Annotated in this window: 14 protein-coding genes and 1 pseudogene; 10 read left to right on the plus strand and 5 right to left on the minus strand. The window is 68.7% G+C overall.

Features of this window, described 5'->3' with window-relative positions; translation table 11 throughout:
• The 5 genes from DY218_RS06005 to DY218_RS06025 form a co-directional block, all read left to right on the plus strand.
• The coding region (locus DY218_RS06005; protein ID WP_147336122.1) for a carbohydrate ABC transporter permease at nucleotides 1-923 on the plus strand (923 nt) is incomplete at its 5' end.
• The gene (locus DY218_RS06010) at nucleotides 920-1,780 is read left to right on the plus strand and encodes a carbohydrate ABC transporter permease (protein WP_128554859.1); all 861 of its coding nucleotides are present in this window, start codon (nucleotides 920-922) and stop codon (nucleotides 1,778-1,780) included. The genes DY218_RS06005 and DY218_RS06010, both read left to right, overlap by 4 nt.
• 62 nt (nucleotides 1,781-1,842) lie before the next feature.
• Nucleotides 1,843-2,871 (plus strand): hydroxyacid dehydrogenase, encoded by a 1,029-nt coding sequence (locus DY218_RS06015; RefSeq protein WP_128554860.1) that lies wholly within the window; start codon nucleotides 1,843-1,845, stop codon nucleotides 2,869-2,871.
• On the plus strand, nucleotides 2,868-4,856 hold the full coding sequence (locus DY218_RS06020) for a DUF2264 domain-containing protein (protein ID WP_128554861.1): 1,989 nt from the start codon (nucleotides 2,868-2,870) through the stop codon (nucleotides 4,854-4,856). The genes DY218_RS06015 and DY218_RS06020 overlap by 4 nt, the downstream gene beginning before the upstream one ends.
• Before the next feature lie 644 nt (nucleotides 4,857-5,500).
• Nucleotides 5,501-8,686 (plus strand): RHS repeat-associated core domain-containing protein, encoded by a 3,186-nt coding sequence (locus tag DY218_RS06025; protein WP_407703566.1) that lies wholly within the window; start codon nucleotides 5,501-5,503, stop codon nucleotides 8,684-8,686.
• A 1,714-nt stretch (nucleotides 8,687-10,400) separates the two neighbouring features.
• On the opposite strand, the gene DY218_RS06030 is transcribed toward DY218_RS06025, so the two are convergent.
• From DY218_RS06030 to DY218_RS06040, 3 genes are read right to left on the minus strand one after another with little or no spacing between them, the layout of a single operon-like run.
• Entirely contained in the window at nucleotides 10,401-10,604 is a 204-nt protein-coding gene (locus tag DY218_RS06030; protein ID WP_128554862.1) for a DUF397 domain-containing protein, read from the minus strand.
• Between the two features lie 8 nt (nucleotides 10,605-10,612).
• The gene (locus DY218_RS06035) at nucleotides 10,613-10,828 is read right to left on the minus strand and encodes a DUF397 domain-containing protein (RefSeq protein WP_128554863.1); all 216 of its coding nucleotides are present in this window, start codon (nucleotides 10,826-10,828) and stop codon (nucleotides 10,613-10,615) included.
• On the minus strand, nucleotides 10,825-11,694 hold the full coding sequence (locus DY218_RS06040; protein ID WP_128554940.1) for a helix-turn-helix domain-containing protein: 870 nt from the start codon (nucleotides 11,692-11,694) through the stop codon (nucleotides 10,825-10,827). Before DY218_RS06040 ends, DY218_RS06035 begins: the two co-directional genes overlap by 4 nt.
• A 246-nt stretch (nucleotides 11,695-11,940) precedes the next feature.
• Here DY218_RS06040 and DY218_RS06045 point away from each other — a divergent pair, with 246 nt between their 5' ends.
• Complete coding sequence (locus DY218_RS06045) at nucleotides 11,941-12,414, plus strand: ATP-binding protein (protein WP_233521392.1); 474 nt, start codon at nucleotides 11,941-11,943, stop codon at nucleotides 12,412-12,414.
• 6 nt (nucleotides 12,415-12,420) lie between these two features.
• On the opposite strand, the gene DY218_RS06050 is transcribed toward DY218_RS06045, so the two are convergent.
• The gene (locus tag DY218_RS06050; protein ID WP_128554864.1) at nucleotides 12,421-13,161 is read right to left on the minus strand and encodes a TetR/AcrR family transcriptional regulator; all 741 of its coding nucleotides are present in this window, start codon (nucleotides 13,159-13,161) and stop codon (nucleotides 12,421-12,423) included.
• Between the two features lie 153 nt (nucleotides 13,162-13,314).
• Here DY218_RS06050 and DY218_RS06055 point away from each other — a divergent pair, with 153 nt between their 5' ends.
• Complete coding sequence (locus DY218_RS06055; RefSeq protein WP_128554865.1) at nucleotides 13,315-15,582, plus strand: MMPL family transporter; 2,268 nt, start codon at nucleotides 13,315-13,317, stop codon at nucleotides 15,580-15,582.
• On the opposite strand, the gene DY218_RS06060 is transcribed toward DY218_RS06055, so the two are convergent.
• A complete protein-coding gene (locus DY218_RS06060) occupies nucleotides 15,545-16,363 on the minus strand; it encodes an SAM-dependent methyltransferase (RefSeq protein WP_128554866.1) in 819 nt (272 codons plus the stop codon). The genes DY218_RS06055 and DY218_RS06060 overlap by 38 nt on opposite strands.
• Before the next feature lie 186 nt (nucleotides 16,364-16,549).
• On the opposite strand from DY218_RS06060, the gene DY218_RS06065 reads away from it, so the two are divergent.
• From DY218_RS06065 to DY218_RS06075, 3 genes and pseudogenes are all read left to right on the plus strand, one after another.
• On the plus strand, nucleotides 16,550-17,599 hold the full coding sequence (locus DY218_RS06065; RefSeq protein WP_128554867.1) for an alpha/beta hydrolase: 1,050 nt from the start codon (nucleotides 16,550-16,552) through the stop codon (nucleotides 17,597-17,599).
• An 87-nt stretch (nucleotides 17,600-17,686) separates the two neighbouring features.
• Nucleotides 17,687-18,328: a DUF1345 domain-containing protein gene (locus tag DY218_RS06070; protein WP_128554868.1), complete on the plus strand. Its 642-nt coding sequence runs from the start codon at nucleotides 17,687-17,689 to the stop codon at nucleotides 18,326-18,328.
• A 158-nt stretch (nucleotides 18,329-18,486) separates the two neighbouring features.
• A pseudogene (locus DY218_RS06075) lies at nucleotides 18,487-20,810 on the plus strand (FdhF/YdeP family oxidoreductase).
• Nucleotides 20,811-20,860: the final 50 nt, after the last annotated feature.

A 20,860-nucleotide genomic window follows, 5' to 3' on the forward strand; every position in this document is an offset into this window, starting at 1 on the left:
CGGACGACCGGCCGCGCAAGGCCGCGCGCCGCCGCCGGCTCGGCGCCGCCGGAGTGCTGATGACGCCGTTCTTCCTGCTGCTCACGGCGGTCTTCCTGATCCCCGTCGGCACGGCCGTCTGGCTCGGCTTCTTCAGCGACGACCAGCCGGGCCTCGGCTTCGGCCCCGAGCGCACCGTCTTCACCGGCCTGCGCAGCTACGCGGCCGTCCTCGGTGACCCGACCTTCGTCGGCGGACTCGCCACCGTGGGCCTCTATGTCCTGGTCTATCTGCCGCTCATGGTCATCGGCTCGCTCGCCCTGGCCCTGCTGCTCGACTCCGGCGTCGTACGGCTGCGGGCCTGGGCCCAGATGGCGCTCTTCCTGCCGCACGCGGTGCCCGGCATCATCGCCGCCATCATCTGGCTGTACCTGTACACGCCCGGCCTCAGCCCGGTGATCGACCTGCTCGGCAAGGCCGACATCACCGTCGACTTCCTCGGCATCCACACCGTGCTGCCGTCCATCGTGAACATCTCGCTGTGGAGCAACCTCGGCTACAACACGGTGGTCTTCTACGCGGCCCTGCAGGCGGTCCCACGCGAAGTCCTCGAAGCGGCCGTGGTGGACGGCGCGGGCCCCGTGCGCACCGCGATCCGCGTCAAGGCGCCCCTGGTGCGCGCCTCCACCGTGATGGTCTCGATGTTCACCCTGATCTGGGCCCTGCAGCTGTTCACCGAGCCGATGCTGATCAGCCAGGCCACCTCGGTGGTCAACTCCCGCTTCTCGCCCAGCATGTACATCTACGACGCCGCCTTCACCCGCAACAACTACGGGCTCGCCGCAGCCGCCTCGGTGATCCTCCTGGCCATCACCATCGCGCTGTCCTACGGCGTGACCCGCTGGACCCGGCGGGCCGACAACGCGGAGGGGGAGACCCGATGAGCCGGCAGGCAACCGCACTGCGCCCGCGCACCATGGGCCGGATCACCGTCAACACCGTGGTGGGCATCTCGGTGCTCTACACCCTGCTGCCGGTGCTCTGGCTGGTGCTCGCCGCCGCCAAACAGCGCGACGCCCTCTCCGGAGGCGATCTGCTGTCCCTCGGCGACCTGTCCTTCTGGAGCAACCTCTCCGATCTCTTCGCCATGGACGGCGGGGTGTACACGGACTGGTACGTCAACAGCCTGCTGTACGCGGTGCTCGGCGCCGCCATCGGCTCGTTCGTCAGCGTGGCCTGCGGCTACGCCTTCGACAAGTACCACTTCCGGCACAAGGAGAAGCTGTTCGGCCTGGTCCTCGCGGCCGTGATGGTGCCGCAGACGGTCCTCGCCCTGCCGCTGTATCTGCTGGCCTCGAGCACCGGCCTGGTGAACACCTTCTGGGCGGTGTTCGTCCCCGTCCTGTTCAACCCCTTCGGGGTCTACCTGGGCCGGATCTTCGCCCAGGGGTACGTACCCGACGAGGTCCTGGAGGCGGCCCGGGTGGACGGCACCGGCGAACTGGCCGCCTACTTCCGCGTGGCGCTGCGGATGCTCGGGCCCGGCCTGGTCACCGTCTTCCTCTTCCAGCTCACCACCATCTGGAACAACTTCTTCCTGCCCATGGTGATGCTCTCCGACCAGCAGCTGTACCCGGTCAGCCTGGGCCTCTACAGCTGGAACAGCGCGGCGACCGTCTCGCCCGAGTACTACCCGGTGGTCATCATGGGATCCCTGCTCGCGGTCCTCCCGCTCATCCTCGCCTTCCTCCTGCTGCAGCGCTTCTGGCGCTCCGGGCTCACCGCCGGATCCGTGAAGTAGCAGACGAAGCAGGCCGGTTGACGGAGACCGGCCACCCTCAGCCCCCGCACAGAGAGACCCAGATGTCCGCACCGAACACCCCCCGCCCCACCGGGCGTCCGCGCGCCGCCTTCGCCATGGCGGCGACGACCGCGCAGTCCGTGCTGCGCCCGTCCGTCCGTACCGCGTTCGGCGAGGTCTGCGAGCTCGCCCCCGAGGTGCTCGACGACTTCGGCACCGAGCACGCTCGTGCGGTGCTCGCCGACACCGAACTCCTCGTCACCGGCTGGGGCTGCCCGCCCCTCGACGCGGCCGTACTCGAAGTCGCGCCAAGGCTGCGCGCCGTCGCCCACACCGCGGGCACCGTGCGCGGCCATGTCACCGAAGCCTGCTGGGCACGCGGCATCGAGGTGTCATCGGCCGCCGCGGCGAACGCGCTGCCCGTCGCCGAATACACCGTCGCCATGATCCTGCTCGGCGGGAAGCAGGTCCTCGAATCGGCCCGCGAGTACCGGGCCACGCACCGCAGGGACATGCTGCGTACAGCACTCGACGTGGGCAACTACCGCCGCACGGTGGGCATCCTGTCCGCCTCGCTCATCGGCCGCCGGGTGATCGAACTGCTCCGCCCGTACGACTTCCAGGTGCTGCTGCACGACCCGTACGTGCCGGATGCCGAGGCGGCCGAGCTGGGCGTCGAACTCGTGGGCCTCGACGAGCTGTTCGCGGCGAGCGACATCGTCAGCGTGCACACCCCGCTGCTGCCGGCCACCCGGGGCCTGGTCGGCGCGGACCAGCTCGCCGCGCTGCGCACCGGGAGCCTGCTCATCAACACCTCCCGGGGCGCCGTGCTCGACCAGGACGCCCTCACCGCCGAGTTGGTCGCGGGCCGGCTGCGCGCGGTGCTGGACGTCACCGAGCCCGAGGTACTCCCGGACGGACACCCCCTCTGGGACTGCCCGAACGCCCTGATCACCCCGCACCTCGCCGGCTCCCAGGGCAACGAACTGGACCGACTCGCCGACCTCGCCCTCGCCGAGGTGACCCGCTGGGCTGCGGGCGACGGATTCGCCCATCCCGTACGACCCGAGAGGCTGGCCTTTCTCGCATGACGGAGCGTCCGACCCGACACCCGCTGTCCCCGCACCCCGTGCGGCTCCCTGCCGACGACCGCACCCTCAGCCCGTACACCGGATTCACCCGCCGGCACTGGGAGGCCGCCGCTGACGGACTCCTCGAGGCGGCCTGGCGCTGGGCGACCCCGGGCCGGGCCCTGCTCGACCTGCCCGGGCGGCCGTCCGCCTCCGGTGTGCGCTCGGACGGCCTGGAGGGGTACGCCCGCACCTTCCTCGCGGCCGGCTTCCGCGTCGCGGGCGCGGGCGGCTCCGATCCGCACGGCTGGCTCGAGCGGTACGCGGACGGCCTGGTGGCCGGCACCCGCACCCCAGGCCGGGACGACACGGAGTCCTGGCCGCTGATCGGTGACCACACCCGGCAGTTGGGCCAGCCGATGGTCGAGTCCGCGTCGGTGGCGCTCGGCCTGCGGATGACGCGGCCCTGGCTGTGGGACCGTCTCGGCGAGGCGGAACAGGACCGCGCGGAGGAGTGGCTGCGCGGCGCACTACGGAACACCCCCGCGCCCAACAACTGGTACCTCTTCCCCTACACCGTCGCCGGCTTCCTCGAGTCCGTCGGCCGCGGCGACCAGGAGACCGAGCGCGCCAGGACCCGCGCGCTCGAACTCCTGGAGGGCTGGTACCGCGGCGACGGCTGGTACGCGGACGGCGACGGCCGGGCCTTCGACCACTACAACGGGTGGGCGCTGCACCTGTATCCGGTGCTTGACGCGCACCTGGCCGCGGGTGAAGCGGGGGACGGGGCCGGGATCGCGGGTGCGGCCGCCGTCGGCGCGAGCGCGGCCACCGCCCGGCACCGGGACCGGCTGCGCCAACACCTGGACAGCTTCGGCCTGTTCTTTGGTGCGGACGGCGCGCCCCTGCACATGGGCCGCTCCCTCACCTACCGCTTCGCCGCCACCGCGGCCGTCGGGCTCGGCGCAGTCACCGGTGACACCCCGCTCCCGCCCGGCGTCTCCCGGCGCCTGATCAGCGGCGGCCTCCGGTACTTCCTGGACCGCGGCGCCCTCACCCCGGACGGCCTGCTGTCGCTCGGCTGGCACGGCCCGAACGACGCGGTACTGCAGAGCTACTCCGGACCGGCATCCCCGTACTGGGCGAGCAAGGGCTTCGTCTGCCTCCTCGCGGACGAACAGCATCCGCTGTGGACGGCCACCGAAGCGGCGGCCCCGGTCGAGCAGGCCGACCGGACCCTTGCCCTGCCTGCCCCCGGCCTCCTCCTCCAGACCACCCGCGCCGACGGGATCGTCCGGCTCCACAACCACGGCAGCGACCATGTCCGCCCGCACGAGGGCGAGTCGGCGACGGACGACGACCCGCACTACGGCCGTCTCGCGTATTCGACGGTGACCGGACCGACCGCGCGGGCCAATACGGCGGACAACCACCTGGCCATCGTGGTCGACGGCGCCCGCAGCGTACGCCGCAGGATCCACCCGCTCGGCGCCGGCCAGGGCAACGGCTGGGCCTGGGCCGCCTCCTGGCACACCCCGGTCCTGCCGGCGGGGGCGCCGACCGTGCCCGGACTCCGGGTGGAGAGCGTCACCTTCGCCCACGGCCCGTACGAGCTGCGGGTGCACCGGGTCGTCGGGGCGCCCGAGGGCTCGTCCGTGGAGGAGACCGGCTGGGCGACGGGGCCGTCCGGTCCGCCGTACGCGACGCTGTGTCCGCTGGCGGGGTGGGACGAGCCCGGCGGCGGTGGGCACTTGGACCGCGTCCGGGCCCCGCAGGGCACCGCGTACACCCGCTGGGCCTTGCTCGACCGCCTCCGCGGCGAGGGCACCGGCCTCTATGCCTCCCTCACCACCCTCACCGGCGAACCGACCGGCGACCTCACCTCCGTCGTCGCCGTCACCACCGAGCCGGCCGGCCCCGCTACCCTCCGCTTCCACTGGAAGACCACCTCCGCAACCACCGCGATCTCCTTCGACCCGCTCGAGGTCACCCACGTCGAGCCTTGAGTCCCGCGGCTTCACGGCCAACTCGCAGCGACAGTCCGCCAGGAGGAAATGGGGCATCTCGGGAAGCTGCGTGGCGTGGTGAAATCATCTGGCGTCCCGGTGACGCAGCGGAGTGAGTCGTAACGCCTCGTGCTTGCCGGAGGGGTGACGAGCTCCGACCCGCGTTGTTGGTCTACGCCAAGTCTGCGTATGGGCAATGGAGTTGCAGAGGCCCGAACGTGCGCGGGCAGATTCCGATTGCTGTGCGCGAAGCCGCGTCTGCCACGGCTCGGCTTGGCCCCGCGCACTACAGCGGGCGCCCTGCCTGCCCCGTCGAATGCCGGGGCTGAAATTCGCCGCAACCGTCCGCGATCATCCGTGAACACCTGTGCGGTTGTGCGCGTTGCGTGATGAAGTGCGTGAGCCCAGTGACCGTGGGGGTCACTGGGATTTCGTATGTCCTGAGGAGGAGCATGTCTTCACGCACCACAGGAACAGGAACGGGAACACGGCTCAGACGCAGCCAGGTCACCGCCCGTCGCTCCGCGATCGCGGTTGTTGTCGCAGGTGCGCTGGCCGCCGGGGCGATACCGGCGGCCATGGCCGCACCGGGTGACCGGGACAAGCCGGTGTCGGCTTGGGGCAAGGACGGCGGCAAGGCGACGATGCCGGCAGTGAAGGTCGGCAAGAACCAGGCGCCGAAGGCCGTGGCCGAGAAGAAGCCATCGGCTGAGGTGGCTGCCTGGCGGGCCGCGCAGAAGGAGCGGGCCGGGACGGCGACGGATCAGCGCAAACGTGCCGCGAAGGCCGTCGCCGCAGTCGTACCCAAGGGCCAGGGCGATGTGCCGTATCACCAGATCTCGGATGTCCGGGTCACGGACTCTCTGGTGGCCCGGATCAACTACTCGACCGGCAATCTGATGCTGGCCGGCACCGACCTCCAGGTCGCCGGTGTCGGCCAGTCGCTGCAGCTGACGCGTACGTACAACTCCCTTGAGGCGCCGTGGGGGAAGGTGTCGCAGCGCTGGTGGCAGAACTACGAGCGCTATCTGCAGGTCGAAGACGACCAGGTCGTCCTCTATGACGGGACAGCGGGTGCGGTCACCTTCACGAAGAAGACCGACGGCACATACACCACCGCCAAGGGCTACCGGCTCGATCTGAAGAAGACCGACAGCGGCGAGTTCACGGTCACCGAGCGCGGCTCGGGCACCAAGGACACCTATAGCGCATCGGGCACCCTGTTGAAGATCACGGACCGCAACAAGGGCGAGATCAGCGTCGAGCAGCACGACGACGGCGACGAGCACACCGGGTTCAAGCTCACCGATCAGCGTTCGGGACGTTTCATCGATCTGACGAAGACGGATGCGTCGCAGTGGCAGGCGAAGGACAACGCCGGCCGCACGGTGGTCTATGACCTGAACGAGGCCGGTGACCTGGTCAAAGTCGCCGATACGGAGGGCAAGGCGACCGAGTTCGGTTACGACGCCGACCGCCGCCTGACGAAGATCACCACCCCGGAGGGGCGGGTCACGGTCTTCACCTACGACGCCGACAACCGCGTCACGTCGATGAAGCGGGCCACCGACTTCGACGGCTCCGGCGAGACCGGCCCCACCTACACGTACGCCTACACGGCGGGTGAGGGGGACGCGGGGACGACGAAGGTGTCCGACCCGGCGGGCAACACGACCACGTACGCGCACGAGGCGAACGGTGAGATCACCAAGGTCACCGATGCCCTCGGCAAGTCCCGCGAGCGCACCTACGACGCGAATCTCAACCTGGAGACGGCCGTTGACGCGATGGGCGTGGGAGGCGAACCGGGCAACGTCACGGCGTACGGTTGGGACGAGCGTTCAAATCCCACGTCCCTGAAGCTCCCGACCGGTGCGACCTCTTCGCTCACCGCGTACCAGACGATCGCCGGTGCCGACGTCCCCGGAAAGATCACTTCGGCGGACGGTGTCGTGGTCGACTACACCTACGACTCCAAGGGCAACACCACCAAGGAAACCGTCGCCGGCACCCAGGGCGGCACCCGCACCTTCACCTACAACCCCGCGGATCCCACCTGCGGCGGCTTCGAGGGCCAGCGCTGCGAGGTGAAGGACGCCAACGGCCATGCCACCAAGTTCTCCTACGACTCCAAGGGGAACCTGACCAAGGCCACCCCGCCCGGTCCCGTCGGTGAAACCACGTACACCTACGACGAGTTGGGCCGCGCCGAGACCGCCACCGACGGCCGCGGCATCAAGTCGGTGTTCGTGTACGACGACCGGGACCGCATCACCAAGGTCTCCACCACCAACACCACGGTCACCTACGCCTACGACGGCGACGGGAACCTCAAGCAGCGTTCCGACTCCACCGGCGTGACGAAGTACGACTTCGACCCGCTCTCCCGCGAGACGGTGCGCACCCTGCAGGACGGCTCCCAGACCGTCCTCGCCTACACCGCCGAGGGCAACGTCGAGTCCTACACCGACCCCTCCGGCCAGGTGAAGTACACCTACGACAAGGTCAACCGCCTCGTCTCGCTGACGGACGCGCAGGGCAAGAAGACCGGCTACGAGTACAACGCCAACGACGCCCGCACCAAGACCAGTTACCCCGGCGGCACCGTCGAGACGATCACGCGTGACAAGGCGAACCGGGCCGAGCGGATCAAGGCCACCTCCGCCAAGGGCACGCTGATCGACCTGGCCTACGACTACTCGTACACCAGCGGCGGGGCGAAGAAGGACGGCACCCAGATCCGCTCGGAGAACGACGCTGTCGAGGGCCTCAAGCGGGCGTACGAGTACGACTCGGCCGGGCGGTTGACGTTCACCAAGGAGACCGAGGGCTCGACCACCGCGAACAGCTGGCTGTACTGCTACGACAAGGCCGGCAACCTCACCTCCCAGGGCATCAAGGCTGGCTGCCCGGGTGGCACCACGTACGACTACAACGACGCCTCCCAGATCACCGGCAAGAACGGGGAGACGGACGGCTGGTCCTACGACGAGACCGGCAACGAGACCGCCGGTGCTCCGACCCCGGAAACCGCCCGCACGGACGCCACCTGGAGTGACCACTCCCAACTGACCGGCATCACTCAGGGCGGCACCGACTACAAGGCCCGCTACGGAAGCACGGACAACTCCGAGCGGATTCAGTTCGGTGACACCACGTTCCACCACGGCCCGGTCGGCCTGTCCTCACAGACCACCGGCGGCGTCGACATGGACTTCACCCGCGAACCGAACGGCAACCTCAACTCGTTCCGCACGGAGACCCCGACGCGTTCCGAGGGCACGTACTACTACCTCACCGACGCCATCGGCAGCGTGAAGGCAGTCGTCGACGACCAGGGCGAGAAGGTCAACACGTACTACTACAGCCCCCGCGGCGTCACCGTCCCGACAGAGAAGGTCCCGCAGCCGAACCGCTTCGCCGGCGGCTACCAGGACCCCACCGGCCTCTACCACCTCTCCGCCCGCTACATGGACCCCCGCACGGGACGGTTCACCCAGCCCGACCCCAGCGGCCTGGAGGCCAACCCCTACCTCTACGCTTCCGGCGACCCCACCAACATCATTGACCCCAGCGGACTCTTCGGCTGGGGCGACGTGTACGGAGCAGTGCTAGGAACTGCCGTGGGTATCACAGTAGGCGTAGTAACCAGAAACCCGTGGGCCGGTGGCGCGGCTGGCGGCTGTGTGACAGGTGCTGTCAATGAGGCCTACCAGGAGAACTCCAAGCTGGAAATGCTCGGTTCGTGCGTACTTTACGGAGCATTTGGCACTCCCGCAGGTGGAGGCGCGGGGCAATTGTTGAAGAAGTTCGGACCCGGACGCAAGTAATTGATCTGTTGGGGATCCGGGGTGTTCAGCAGGCGGTGACGCCACCGAACACCCCGGATTTCCGGTATGGGCGGCAAGGCTCAGCATTATTAGATAAATTGATCTTTGGGGTGCATCGAATGAGCGGATGCTCCTTCGGTTCCGCATTCAAGATTGGCTGCTAAAGTGATCGGACAGGTATCCATGGATGAAAATTCGAGGATTCGTCGCTCCGTACGCCGTGGACTCTTCGCGCGATCTATTCTGTTCGCCTGGGCTCTCGCTGGGTTCCCCCTTGCCCTGCTCGGCATTCAAACTCTACTGCGAATCGAAACTGCAACAGACCCCGTGTTCTTCGGTGTATGGGTGGGGAGTGCATGGGTTGTCTATTTCAGCGGGCAATCTTGGAAGGATAGGAAACGAGTTCAGAGTCTGATCCAATCTAATGAAACGCTCCAAGCGGTGCTGCCAGTAGTGATGCCTGGTGCTACAAGAATTCAGCGCATGGCAAGTGGCTGCTTCATCGTGCTCACTGACCGAAAAGCTCGAGCGGTCACCTATAGTCGAATTCTTGACGTCCCTATCCGTTTCTGGGCGACTGTCGACCGGAGTGAATGTTCGGTCGTTTCGCAACCGGAAGGAGGAACTGTCTACTTCAGGTCCGAAGGGCTTGAGAGCACGTTTCGTGTGTCAGCGAGAAGGTGGCAACAAATTCAAGATTTTCTGGCCGAGCTGGGCAGGTAGAATCCTGGCCCAGTCGGTGCCTATTTGGGTGCAATAGGCAGCATAGATTTCACCATCAGTGGAAATTACGGCGAAGTTGGCGCGAACTGGTTCTCGTTGTGGATGGCCAGTGTTGGGGCACGCAACGACTCGATCCTTTTTCCCTGACCTCCGGAGGTCACTATGCGAGACAGGCGACGGATCTTTCGAGCGGTCGGAATTCTTGAGATCGTCCTCGGGGTACTGCTGATTCCGATAGCTCTCTCCGATATGGTCGCCGACCAGCCGCGCTGGATCATTCCGGGAGCTTTTGCCGCTCTGTTCGTTGTGTCAGGAATTTTCCTGTGCCACGTCGCGGGAAGAAATCACCGATGACGTCTCCTTCTCCAGCGTCACCGTTGGGTGGCGCTCCAGGTTCGTTAGGACGGTCAGAGGCCAAGGGGGCGTTCGCGTGAGGTCTGCGGAATCAAGAGGGCGGCTGGCTCGGGTTGTTGATGCGTACTGGCGATTTGAGAGGCGTTTCAGTCGACCGCCTACCAGAGGTCAGAGGTTCAGTGCACGGCATCCCGTGCTGGTTGGGATGTGCGTGGGAGCGATCTTTTCGCTGTTGCTGCTCACGTTTGGCGATGCGGGTCGTGGAGTCACTTACAGAGTCGTGGTTTCTGTGCTCGGAGGGCTCGCCGTGGCGGCTGTCCTTGTCGGTACCTGCTTCTGGGAGCGGAAGCGGCAGGAGAAATTGTTCGGGGGTTCTGATGAGTGACCGCCGCCGTGTGAGGGCTGCGAGGGGCCTGGCGTTCGCCGCTTCCGGGTTGTTCGTTGCGGTGGCTGTCGGGTGGGTCGGTGATGGTCGTCTCTGGGCGATCGTCGCTGTACTTGCAGTCGGGAACGCGGTGATATCAGCTGTCACGGCGGTTCGTCCCGCCGCCCGGCTTGTTCCCGATCAGCCACCGGCCGTGCGTGGTTCGCTTCATGCTCTCGGCCGTGCTGACTTCCTGAACCGATCGCGATGTGCCTACGCCGTGACGAGCCGGACGAGTCCGGTCCAAGCGTGGTGCGATACGGCGAGGGTGGGGCCGGAGAGCATCTTGGTGTCGCGTACGCACACGGTGCCCTGTGCGGCGGCGACCTCTACGCACTCGCCGCCTTCCGCGCCGCTGTAGCTGCTCTTGAACCAGGTGAGAGCGGTCTCGGGTGCCCGTGCGTGTTCGGTGTTCATGTCGCTCCTCACACGGTCCGGTCCGTGACGGCGAGTTGGATCAGTCCGGCCCAGGCGTTGTGGGATACGGCAACTATGGGGCCGTCGAGTGTCTTGGAGTCGCGTACGCAGACGGTGTCCGTGAGGTCTGCGACCTCCAGACACTGGCCGCCCTCACCGCTGCTGTAGCTGCTCTTGAACCAGGCCAACTGCGACAACGCCGAAACCGGCATCCGATCGGTCATCTTTCCCCCAGCAGTTTCTCGATGAAGGTCAGCGATTCGCGCGGAGTCAGGGCTTGCGCCCGTAGGATCCCGTACTGCTCCTCGAGTTCCCTCACTGCCGCCCGCTCGGTGTACAGGCGACTGTTCCTCTGGACCTCAACGTAGGCGATCCTGCGGGCATCGCGCGTCTCGATCAAGGTGAACGGACCTGCAAGTCCGCCGTGTTCCTCACGGTCGTTCGGCATGACCTGGATCTCGACGTTGCGGCGGTGACCATGTAGGAGCAGCTGCTCCAACTGCCCTTGCGTCACCGACCAGCCGCCGATCGGGCGGCGCAGCACGGACTCTTCGATCACGAAGCTGAGAGTCGGGAGGAACGGCTGCGAGAAGATCGAGTGCCGGGCAACCCGTGCGGCAACCCTTTGATCGACCGTGTCGTCGTCCAACAGGGGGCGCCGCATCGCGAAGACTGCCCGTGCGTATTCGGGCGTCTGTAGCAGGCCGTTGATCAGATGCGTGTCGTACACGTGAAGCTCGACCGCCTCCGCCTCCAACCGCGCCATATCCCGAAAGAACGCCGGATACTGCGCCCGAGCAACCTCCTCCTTCAGCGCCCGCAGCACCCCACCCGCCCCCAGCACCTCGTCCGCCTGGTCGATGAATCTCGGGGCGGGGATCCTCCGCCCCTGTTCGAACGACGCGATCGTCGCCGCCGAGTAGCCCGTGCGCGTGCCGAACTCCCCGCGTTCCAGGCCGGCCCGTACCCGTAGCAGCTTCAACTGCCGTCCGAAGGCCGCGACTACGCCCGTCCCGGGCTCGTCCTCCGGTCGCCGTCCGCCGGGATCGCTCCCGGACCGTTCACCCTCGCCGTACGGCTCCACTCGCATCACCTCCCCGGGCCAACGCGTCCGCGGAAGCGTCGTCACGCCGTACGCCGCGTACAGCGCCCACCCCCGTCCGCGTACAGAATCCGACACGTCGGTGCGTCACCACTCGTCACGCTACGCCACCACGGCGCGCTGCAGCGGGCGGATCTCGAATCCCGGCTGCCGCACACACTCACCGCCTACAGCACCCCTCTGTCGGCGCGAACCCCCTGGTGGGCACCTTGCCGGCGCCGAAACCGTGACCCCATGACCTACGAAACGGCCCGAGCCCTCGCCCAACCGGGCCCCGCCCTCCAGCACTTCGCCATGTCCTTCAGCTCCACACCCCGCGGCGCCCGCCTCGCCCGCCGCCTCGTCGCGGTGCGGCTCGACGCCTGGGGCCTGCCGTACGGGAGTGAGGTGCACGATGCGACGGTGCTGATCGTCGCCGAGTTGTCCGCGAACGCGGTCCGCCATGGGCGGGTGCCCGGCAGGGACTTCCACGTCCGGCTGATCGCGGCCCCGGGAATCGTGCGCGTCGAGGTCACCGACACCCGTGCCGAGCGCCTCCCGGTGGCGCCGCCGGCGGCCGTCCCCGCGGAGCCAACTGCCGACGGTGGCCGCGGACTTGCCCTGGTGGCCGCCCTCGCCACCCGCTGGGGCTGGAGTCCCCGCCCGAACGCACCCGGCAAGACCGTCTGGGCGGAGTGCTGCCGCCCGTCGCAGCACGGCGGGGGCTGAGCTCCGTCAATCGATCCGGCGCCGTATGTCCGCCGCCAGCGAGTGCATCGACATGCGGAAGATCTCCGCCTGGTGGTCGCCGATGAAGGACGTGTGGCCGAAGACCTCCAGGGTGACGAGGCCGTGCATGTGGCCCCAGGCGCTCAGCATGAGGGCGATCGCCGGCGCGGGCAGGGAGTTCGGGCCGTCCGCCGGAGCCAGGTGGGCGAAGTCGGCGAGGAGGGTGGGGGAGAGCTCGGGCGTGCGGGCCGCGGCGAGTTGGGCGGTGGTGTATCCGGCGAAGAGTTCGCGCTGGAAGATCGCGCTCAGCCTGCGCGTCGCCTTCGTCGTCGGACCCTCCTCGGGGGCCGCGTAGTCCCGTAACGGCGTGCCGTAGATGAGCTGGAACCGCTCCGGATGGGCCACCGCCCAGCCGCGGTACGCCTCGGCCGCGACCACCAGACCGGGCAGTTCGGCGCCGTCGGGAGCCTCGTCGATCGCCGTCTGCACGGCATGTGCCAGATCGTCGTACGTCTTGGTGATGAGCGACGTCACGAGCGCCGCCCGGTTCGGGAAGTAGTGGTACAGCGCCTGGACGGTCATCCCCAGATCCCGGGCCACTGCGCGCAACGACAGCGCCGCGGGCCCGCGCTCGGTGATCTGGCGCTCGGCGGCGTCCAGGATCTCCGCGGTGGCGGCGGCCCGGCGGCGATCGCGCAGGGAGGACACGGCGGGCGCACCGTCGGCCCTGGTGGCTGTTGAGGTCATGGAACGACGCTACGGCGTCAATCATCGCCGCGGAAGCGGAAGTTGAACAGTGTCAGGTAAATCTCACACTGCCAAAAACGGTGTCGCCGCGCCTACTTTCGCCTCATCCGCACGTTCGATCCGACATTCCGAGAGCGCATGGGAGACCCGCGCGTGTTTGAACGCATTGCCGGACTGGCGATCCGCCGGTCCCGGCTCATCCTCGTCATAGCCGCACTGGCGGTGGCCCTCATGGGCGCCCTGGGCGCCGGAGCCTTCACCAAACTCCTGGGAGGAGGCTTCGACGACCCCGCATCGGACTCCAGCCGGGCGGCCCGGGTCATCGACGAGAAGTTCGGCGGCGAGCCCAACCTGGTCCTCCTGGTCGGCGCCGACGGCGGCAGCCGCGTCGACACCGAGGCGACCGAACGCACCGGACGCGCCCTGGTGGCCGACCTCAAGAAGGAGAAGACGCTCGCGAACGTCGTCTCGTACTGGGACACCGGCAGCGCCGACCTCCGCTCGAAGGACGGCCGCGAGGCGCTGGTGATCGCGCACGTCAAGGGCGAGGAGACCGAGCAGCAGGAGAACGTCCAGTACGTCCTCGACACCTACGGGGGTACGTACGAGAACGCCCTCACGGTCCGGGCCGGCGGCGGCGCGGCCGTGGGCACCGACATGTCGACGCAGGTCGTCGACGATCTCGTCCTGGCGGAGACCATCGCCATCCCGCTGACGCTCGTACTGCTCCTCGTCGTCTTCGGCAGCGCGGTCGCAGCCCTGCTGCCGCTGGCGATCGCGATCATCGCGATCCTGGGTTCGTTCGCCCAACTGTCGCTGCTCGGCAGCATCACCGACGTCTCGATCTCGGCGACGAACCTCACCACCGCGCTCGGCCTCGGCCTGGGCATCGACTACGCGCTCCTGATGACCAGCCGCTTCCGCGAACAGCTCGCCACCGGCGCCGAGGTCGCCGACGCGGTGCGGCAGACCGTGCACACCGCCGGACGCACCGTCGCATTCTCCGCCGCGACCGTGGCCGCCGCGCTCGCCGCGCTCCTGGTGTTCCCGCAGTACTTCCTGCGGTCGTTCGGCTACGCGGGGATCGGCGTCGTCGCCCTGGCCGCGGTCAGCACGCTGTTCGTGATGCCGGCGCTCTTCGCGGTCCTCGGGCACCGGGTCAACAGCGGCCGGATGCCCTGGGCGATGCCGGGGCGGTACGCCGGCGGCCGGGCGTCCCTGTGGGGCCGGCTCGCCCGTACCGTCATGCGGCGGCCCGCGTTCACCGCGCTGCCCGTCCTCGCCGTCCTGCTGCTCGCGGCGAGCCCGCTGCTCGGCATCGGCTTCGGCACCCCCGACGAACGCGTGCTGCCCGAAGGCGCCGAGAGCCGGCAGGTCGCGGCCGCACTGCAGAAGGACTTCAACGGCAGCGACGAGGCCGCCCTGCACATCGTCCTCGAACAGGCCGTGGACAAGGCGCAGTTGGCGGCGTATGCGAGTGAACTGTCGGGCCTCAAAGGAGTCGTGCGGGTCGAGAGCAGCGCGGGGACCTACGCGGACGGCGCGGCGGCGACGGGGCAGCCGAACCCCGCACTCGGGCGGCCCGACGCCCAACGCCTCAGCGTGGTCAGCTCACTCGAGCCGCGCTCGGACGCCGCGCAGCGCCTCGTCGACGAGACACGGGCGGTCGATGCGCCCGACGGTACGAATCCGCTGGTCGGCGGAGTCGACGCCCAGCTCGTCGACTCCATGGACTCCATCGGCGGCAGGGTGCCGCTCGCCGTCGCGCTCGTCGCCCTCACCACCTTTGTACTCCTGTTCCTCTTCACCGGCAGCGTCGTGCAGCCGCTCCGAGCCCTGGTACTCAATGGAATCAGTCTGGGCGCGACCCTGGGTGTGATGACCTGGATCTTCCAGGACGGCCATCTCTCCGGGCTGCTCGGCTTCACGGCACAGCCGATGGAGGTCGCGATGACGGTGCTGATGTTCTGCATCGCCTTCGGACTCTCCATGGACTACGAGGTGTTCGTCACCAGCCGGATCAAGGAACTGCACGATCTGGGCACCGACACCGGGACCGCCGTCGCCGACGGGCTCGGGCACACCGGACGCATCGTCAGCGCGGCGGCCTGCCTGCTCGCGGTGAGCTTCTTCGCCTTCGGCACCGCCGAGATCAGCTTCATGCAGATGTTCGGCCTCGGCAGCGGTCTGGCGATCCTCATCGACGCGGTGGCGGTGCGCGGGTTCCTGGTGCCCGCCTCGATGCGGCTGCTCGGCCGAACGGCCTGGTACGCGCCGCCGCTCCTGCGCAGGATCCACGGCCGGTTCGGCCTCAGCGAGTCGGGACCCGCGGCGGCGCCGGAAGCCGGGAGCGGTGCCCGGACCGACGCCGGCGCCGCGATGGCTACGGCTTCCGCCCCACCGCCACGTAGCCCCCGGTGACGACGTCGGCCTGGCCGGGCACCGGGTCGCCGAGTTCCGGATGCCAGGCCTCGGCCGCGGTGATGCCCGGCTCGATCAGGTCGAGGCCCTTGAAGAAGGCGGCGAACTGGTCGCGGGTGCGCGGGGCGAGGGTCAGTCGGTTCGCCTTGTACATCTCTTCGACCTGCGCGGTCTGCTCCGGGTGGAAGTCGGCCGTCAGATGCGACATGACCAGGTGGCTGCCCGGGGCGAGCGCCGAGACCAGCCGCTCCACGATCTCGTACGCGCCGTCCTCGTCCGTGACGAAGTGCAGCATGGAGATCAGGGAGAGGGCGACCGGGCGGTCGAAGTCGAGGGTCTTGCCCGCCTGTTCGAGGATGGACTCCGCGTCGCGGAGGTCGGCCTGCACGTAGTCGATCGCGCCCGCGGGAGTGCCGCTGAGCAGGGCCTCGGCGTGGGCGAGGACGATCGGGTCGTTGTCGCAGTAGACGATCCGGGCGGACGGCACGGACTCCTGGGCCACCTGGTGGAGATTGGGCTCGGTGGGGATGCCGGTGCCGATGTCGAGATACTGGTGGACGCCGCCCTGCTCCGCGAGCCAGCGGGTGGCGCGGTGCATGAAGGCGCGGTTCACCTTCGCCATCACGGGGATGGTCGGCTCGACGGCGAGCATCTGCTGCCCCATCGCCACATCCACCTCGTAGTTGTCCTTGCCGCCGAGGAACCAGTCGTACATCCGGGCGGGATGCGGCCGGCTGGTGTCGATGCGCGGTGGGGTGGTGTCGGGCTCCGGTCCGGCCATGGTCGACTCCGAGGTACGTAGGGAGGCAGGAACCGCCACGATGGGCGGGGGCCCGCGCTCGGGAGATCATCTCCGGTTCACCATAAGCAACTTGGGGACCGGCGAGGTCAGGTTTCGTACACAAATCCGGGTACAGCTTCCGGTGTCCGAGCCCTCCCGGGCCGCCTAACAACTTACGGAGCCGCCATGAACGCGGAACCAGCACCACTCGCCACCGCAGCCCGTACCAGACGCATCGGACAAGGCGCCCGACCGCCTCTCCTGCTCGCCCTCGCGGTCGCTCTCCTCCTCGCGCTGCTTCCGGGGTGGACCGCGGCCGGCGCAGAGCCCGCCGCCGAGCGGTCCCCGCGGGGCGGCGCCGAGGTCGTGGACGTCACCCGGGTCGCCGACCGGCAGATCGATCTGTCCGTACGATCCAGCGCGCTCGGCGGCCGTACGGTGAACGTCCGCCTGCTCACGCCCGACGGCTGGGACCCCGCCGACCGGAGTCGGCACCGGCCCACGCTGTGGCTGCTGCACGGCTGCTGCGGCGACTACACCTCGTGGACCGGCTCCACCGACGTCGCCGAGATCGAGAGCCTGCGCGACGTCCTGGTCGTGATGCCGGAGGCCGGCCGGAACGGCTGGTACAGCGACTGGTGGAACGACGGCCGCGGCGGCGACCCAGCCTGGGAGACCTTCCACACCGAGGAACTGCGCCGACTCCTCGAAAGCGACTGGGGCGCGAGCAGCAACCGCACCGTGGCCGGACTGTCGATGGGCGGCCAGGGCGCGCTGCTCTACGCGGCACGGCACCCCGGCATGTTCAAGGCGACGGCCGCGTACTCGGGCTCGGCGCACCCCCTGCTCGACGAGGAGTCCGTAGACCGGCTCCTCGGACTCGTCGAAGGACAGGGCGACGACCCGCTGCGGCTGTGGGGCGACCCGGTCGAGCAGCGCCGGATCTGGGCCGCCCACGACCCGTACCACCTGGCGAAGCGGCTCAGGCACCTGCCGGTCTATCTGTCCTGCGGCGACGGTACGCCCGGACCGCTCGACCCGCCGGACTCCGCCGACGACGCCCTCGAAGCGGACTTCAACCGGCAGAACCACGCCGTCGCCGCGGAGCTCGAGCGGCTCGGCGCCCGGAAGCTCACGACCAACTTCTACGGCCCGGGCCGGCACACCTGGCCGTACTGGGAGCGCGAACTGCACGCCTCCCTGCCGATGCTCCTCGACGCGATGGGTGTGCGGTGAACCGACTCCGGTGACGTGACCGTCCGGCCGTCGAGCACTGCTGAGCACCGCCGAGCAGTGCTCGACGGCCGAGACTAGCGTGGAGGAATGAAGGCGTCCCTGCCGATGTCCGCCGTACGCCGCCTCGTGGGTTCCGTCGTGGTCGGGGTGCCGGCAGGTGTCCTGGTCGGGCTGCTGGTCGAGGGCTCGCTCGGGGTGCTCGTGGGGATCGCGGTCACCGAGCTGGTCTTCGTGGTCTGGGGCTGGGCCGTGCTGTGGCCGATGGACGCGGCCGCGACCCGGCGCAACGCCCGCCGGGAGGACTTCAGGCCCGCCGGCGAGGAGACCGCGGTGGTCGGCGTCGCGCTCTGCGGACTGGTCGCGATCGTGGTCCTGCTGCTGCGCGGTCCCGGGCACGGGGAGGCCACCGGCCAGGCGGCCGCGGCGACGGCGCTCTGCGGAGTCTTCATGGCCTGGGCGGCGCTGCATCTGATGTATGCCGCACGGTATGCGTACGTGTACTGCGAGTCCGGGGGCGGAATCGACTTCAACGGCACCGATCCGCCCTCGTACCGGGACTTCTTCTACTTCAGTTACAACCTCGGCATGACCTACCAGGTGTCCGACACCGATGTCTCCAGTTCGGTGATCCGGGCGATCGCGCTGCGGCACTGCCTGCTGTCGTACGTGTTCGGGACGGGCATTCTCGCCACGGCCATCAACCTCGTGGTCGGACTCGTCACGGGCTGAGCCACGGTGACAGGGGGATTCCCGGTCCTGGATGGCGACCGGGGAACCCCGGGAATAGCCTGAACCGGAGTGCACAGACCCGCGCCCGTATGCGGAAGGTGAGCACCGTGACCAGCAACGAGGACCGCAGGGAGTCCGTGGACGCCCTGGATCCGCACGTGACGACGGATCCGCCGGCCCCTTCGGAGCCCCTCGCGCCGCGTGAAGCCCGAGTCGGACCCAGTCCCGAGGGCGAACCGGAATTCCACCCGTACCACCACCCGGCGGCGGCCTGGGGCGCGCGAAGAGCGTCAGCCGATTCCTGCTCAAGGAGCGCGCACTGGTCGACGGTCCGCGGGCCATCAAGCGGATGAACCACGAGAACGGCGGCTTCGACTGCCCGGGATGCGCCTGGCCCGACGACACCAAGGGCCTGCATCTGGACATCTGCGAGAACGGCATCAAGCACGTCACCTGGGAAATGACCAACAAACGGGTGGGCCGGGAATTCTTCGCCGCCCATTCCGTCACCGAACTCGCCGGATGGAGCGACTTCGCCCTCGAGGACCAGGGACGGCTCACCGAACCGATGGTCTACGACGCCGAGTCGGACCACTACGTGCCGATCAGCTGGCAGGAGGCGTTCGAGACCTTCGGCCGCGCGCTCGGCGCACTCGACGACCCGAACCAGGCGGCGTACTACACCTCCGGCCGGCTCGGCAACGAGGCGACCTTCCTGTACCAGCTGATGGCCAGGGAACTGGGCACCAACAACCTGCCCGACTGCTCCAACATGTGCCACGAGGCGAGCGGCCGCGCCCTGCAGGCCTCACTCGGCACCGGCAAGGGCACCGTCGACCTCAAGGACTGGGAGACCACCGACGCCCTGTTCATCATGGGCGTCAACGCGGCCTCCAACGCCCCGCGGATGCTGACCGCGCTGGCCGAGGCCTACCACCGCGGCGCGCAGATCGTGCACGTCAATCCGCTGGTCGAGGCCGCCGCCACCCGCACGATCGTGCCGCACGACTTCCTCGACATGGCCCTGTACAAGACCACCCGGACCAGCACCCTCAATCTGCAGCCGCGCATCGGCGGCGACATGGCGCTGCTGCGGGGGATGGCCAAGGCGGTTCTCGAGCAGTCGGCGACCGATCCGAAGGCCGTGGACCGGGAGTTCATCGAGCGCCACACCGAAGGCTTCGAGGCGTACCGCGACATGTGCGAGGCCACCACCTGGGAGGAGCTCGAACGGCAGTCGGGCCTCAGCCGCGACGCCATCCTCAAGGCGGCCCGGGTCTACGGCGAGGCCGACCGCACGATCATCAGCTGGTGCCTCGGGGTGAGCCAGCACGAGCACGGCGTCGACACCGTACGGGAGATCGTCAACCTCCTACTGCTGCGCGGCAATCTGGGCCGAGAGGGCGCCGGTCCCTCGCCCGTCCGCGGGCACAGCAATGTGCAGGGCAACCGCACCTGCGGCATCGACCACCGGCCCGAGCCGGAGTTCCTCGACCGGCTCGGAGCGGTCTGCGGCATCGAACCGCCGCGCGCGCACGGCCTGGACACGGTCGGCACCATCGAGGCGATGCAGCGCGGCGATGTGAAGGTGTTCGTCGGCATGGGCGGCAACTTCGCGCTCGCGGCACCCGACACCCCCTACACCTACGAGGCGCTGCGCAACTGCGAGTTGACCGTGCAGGTCAGCACCAAGCTCAATCGCAGCCATCTGGTGCACGGCCGCCGGGCGCTGATCCTGCCGTGCCTGGGGCGCACCGAGAAGGACCACCAGCGCGGCGGCGTGCAGAGCACCTCGGTCGAGGACTCGATGAGCATGGTGCACCTCTCGCGCGGCATGAAGCGTCCCGCGTCGAAGCACCTGCTCTCGGAGCCGGCGATCATCGCGGGCCTGGCTCGGGCCGCGTTGCCCCGCAGCGACACCCCCTGGGAGTGGTACGTCGAGGACTACGACCGGATCCGCGACACCATGGCGCAGGTCCTGGACGGCTTCGAGGACTGCAACCGGCGGGTGCGGCTGCCGCTCGGCTTCCGCATCAGGCAGCCGGCCCGCGAGCTGGTGTTCCGTACGCCGTCGGGCCGTGCCGAGTTCAGCGCGGCCCCGCTGCCGGACGTGGTGCCCGAGCCGGGCACGCTCGCGCTCGGCACGATGCGCTCGCACGACCAGTGGAACACCACGATCTACTCGGACGACGACCGCTACCGGGGTGTCAAGAACCTGCGCACCCTGGTCTTCATGAACAAGGACGACATGCGCGAGCGCGGCCTCGCCGAATTCGACCCGGTGACCATCGTCAGCACCGCCAAGGACGGCAGCCGGCGCAGCCTGGAGGGCTATCTGGCCGTCCCGTACGACATGCCGCGGGGCTGTGCGGCCGGATACATGCCGGAGATGAACGTGCTGTGCGCGATCGGTGACTTCAGCGTCCAGAGCGACCAGCCTCTGATGAAGCATGTCAAGGTCACCATCACACGGGAGAGTTGACGCCCCGCCGGCATGTCGGTTTCTCACCTGCCGGTGCCGGGAACCCGAGA

Source organism: Streptomyces triticagri, from assembly GCF_003429565.1.
Lineage (GTDB): Bacteria > Actinomycetota > Actinomycetes > Streptomycetales > Streptomycetaceae > Streptomyces > Streptomyces triticagri.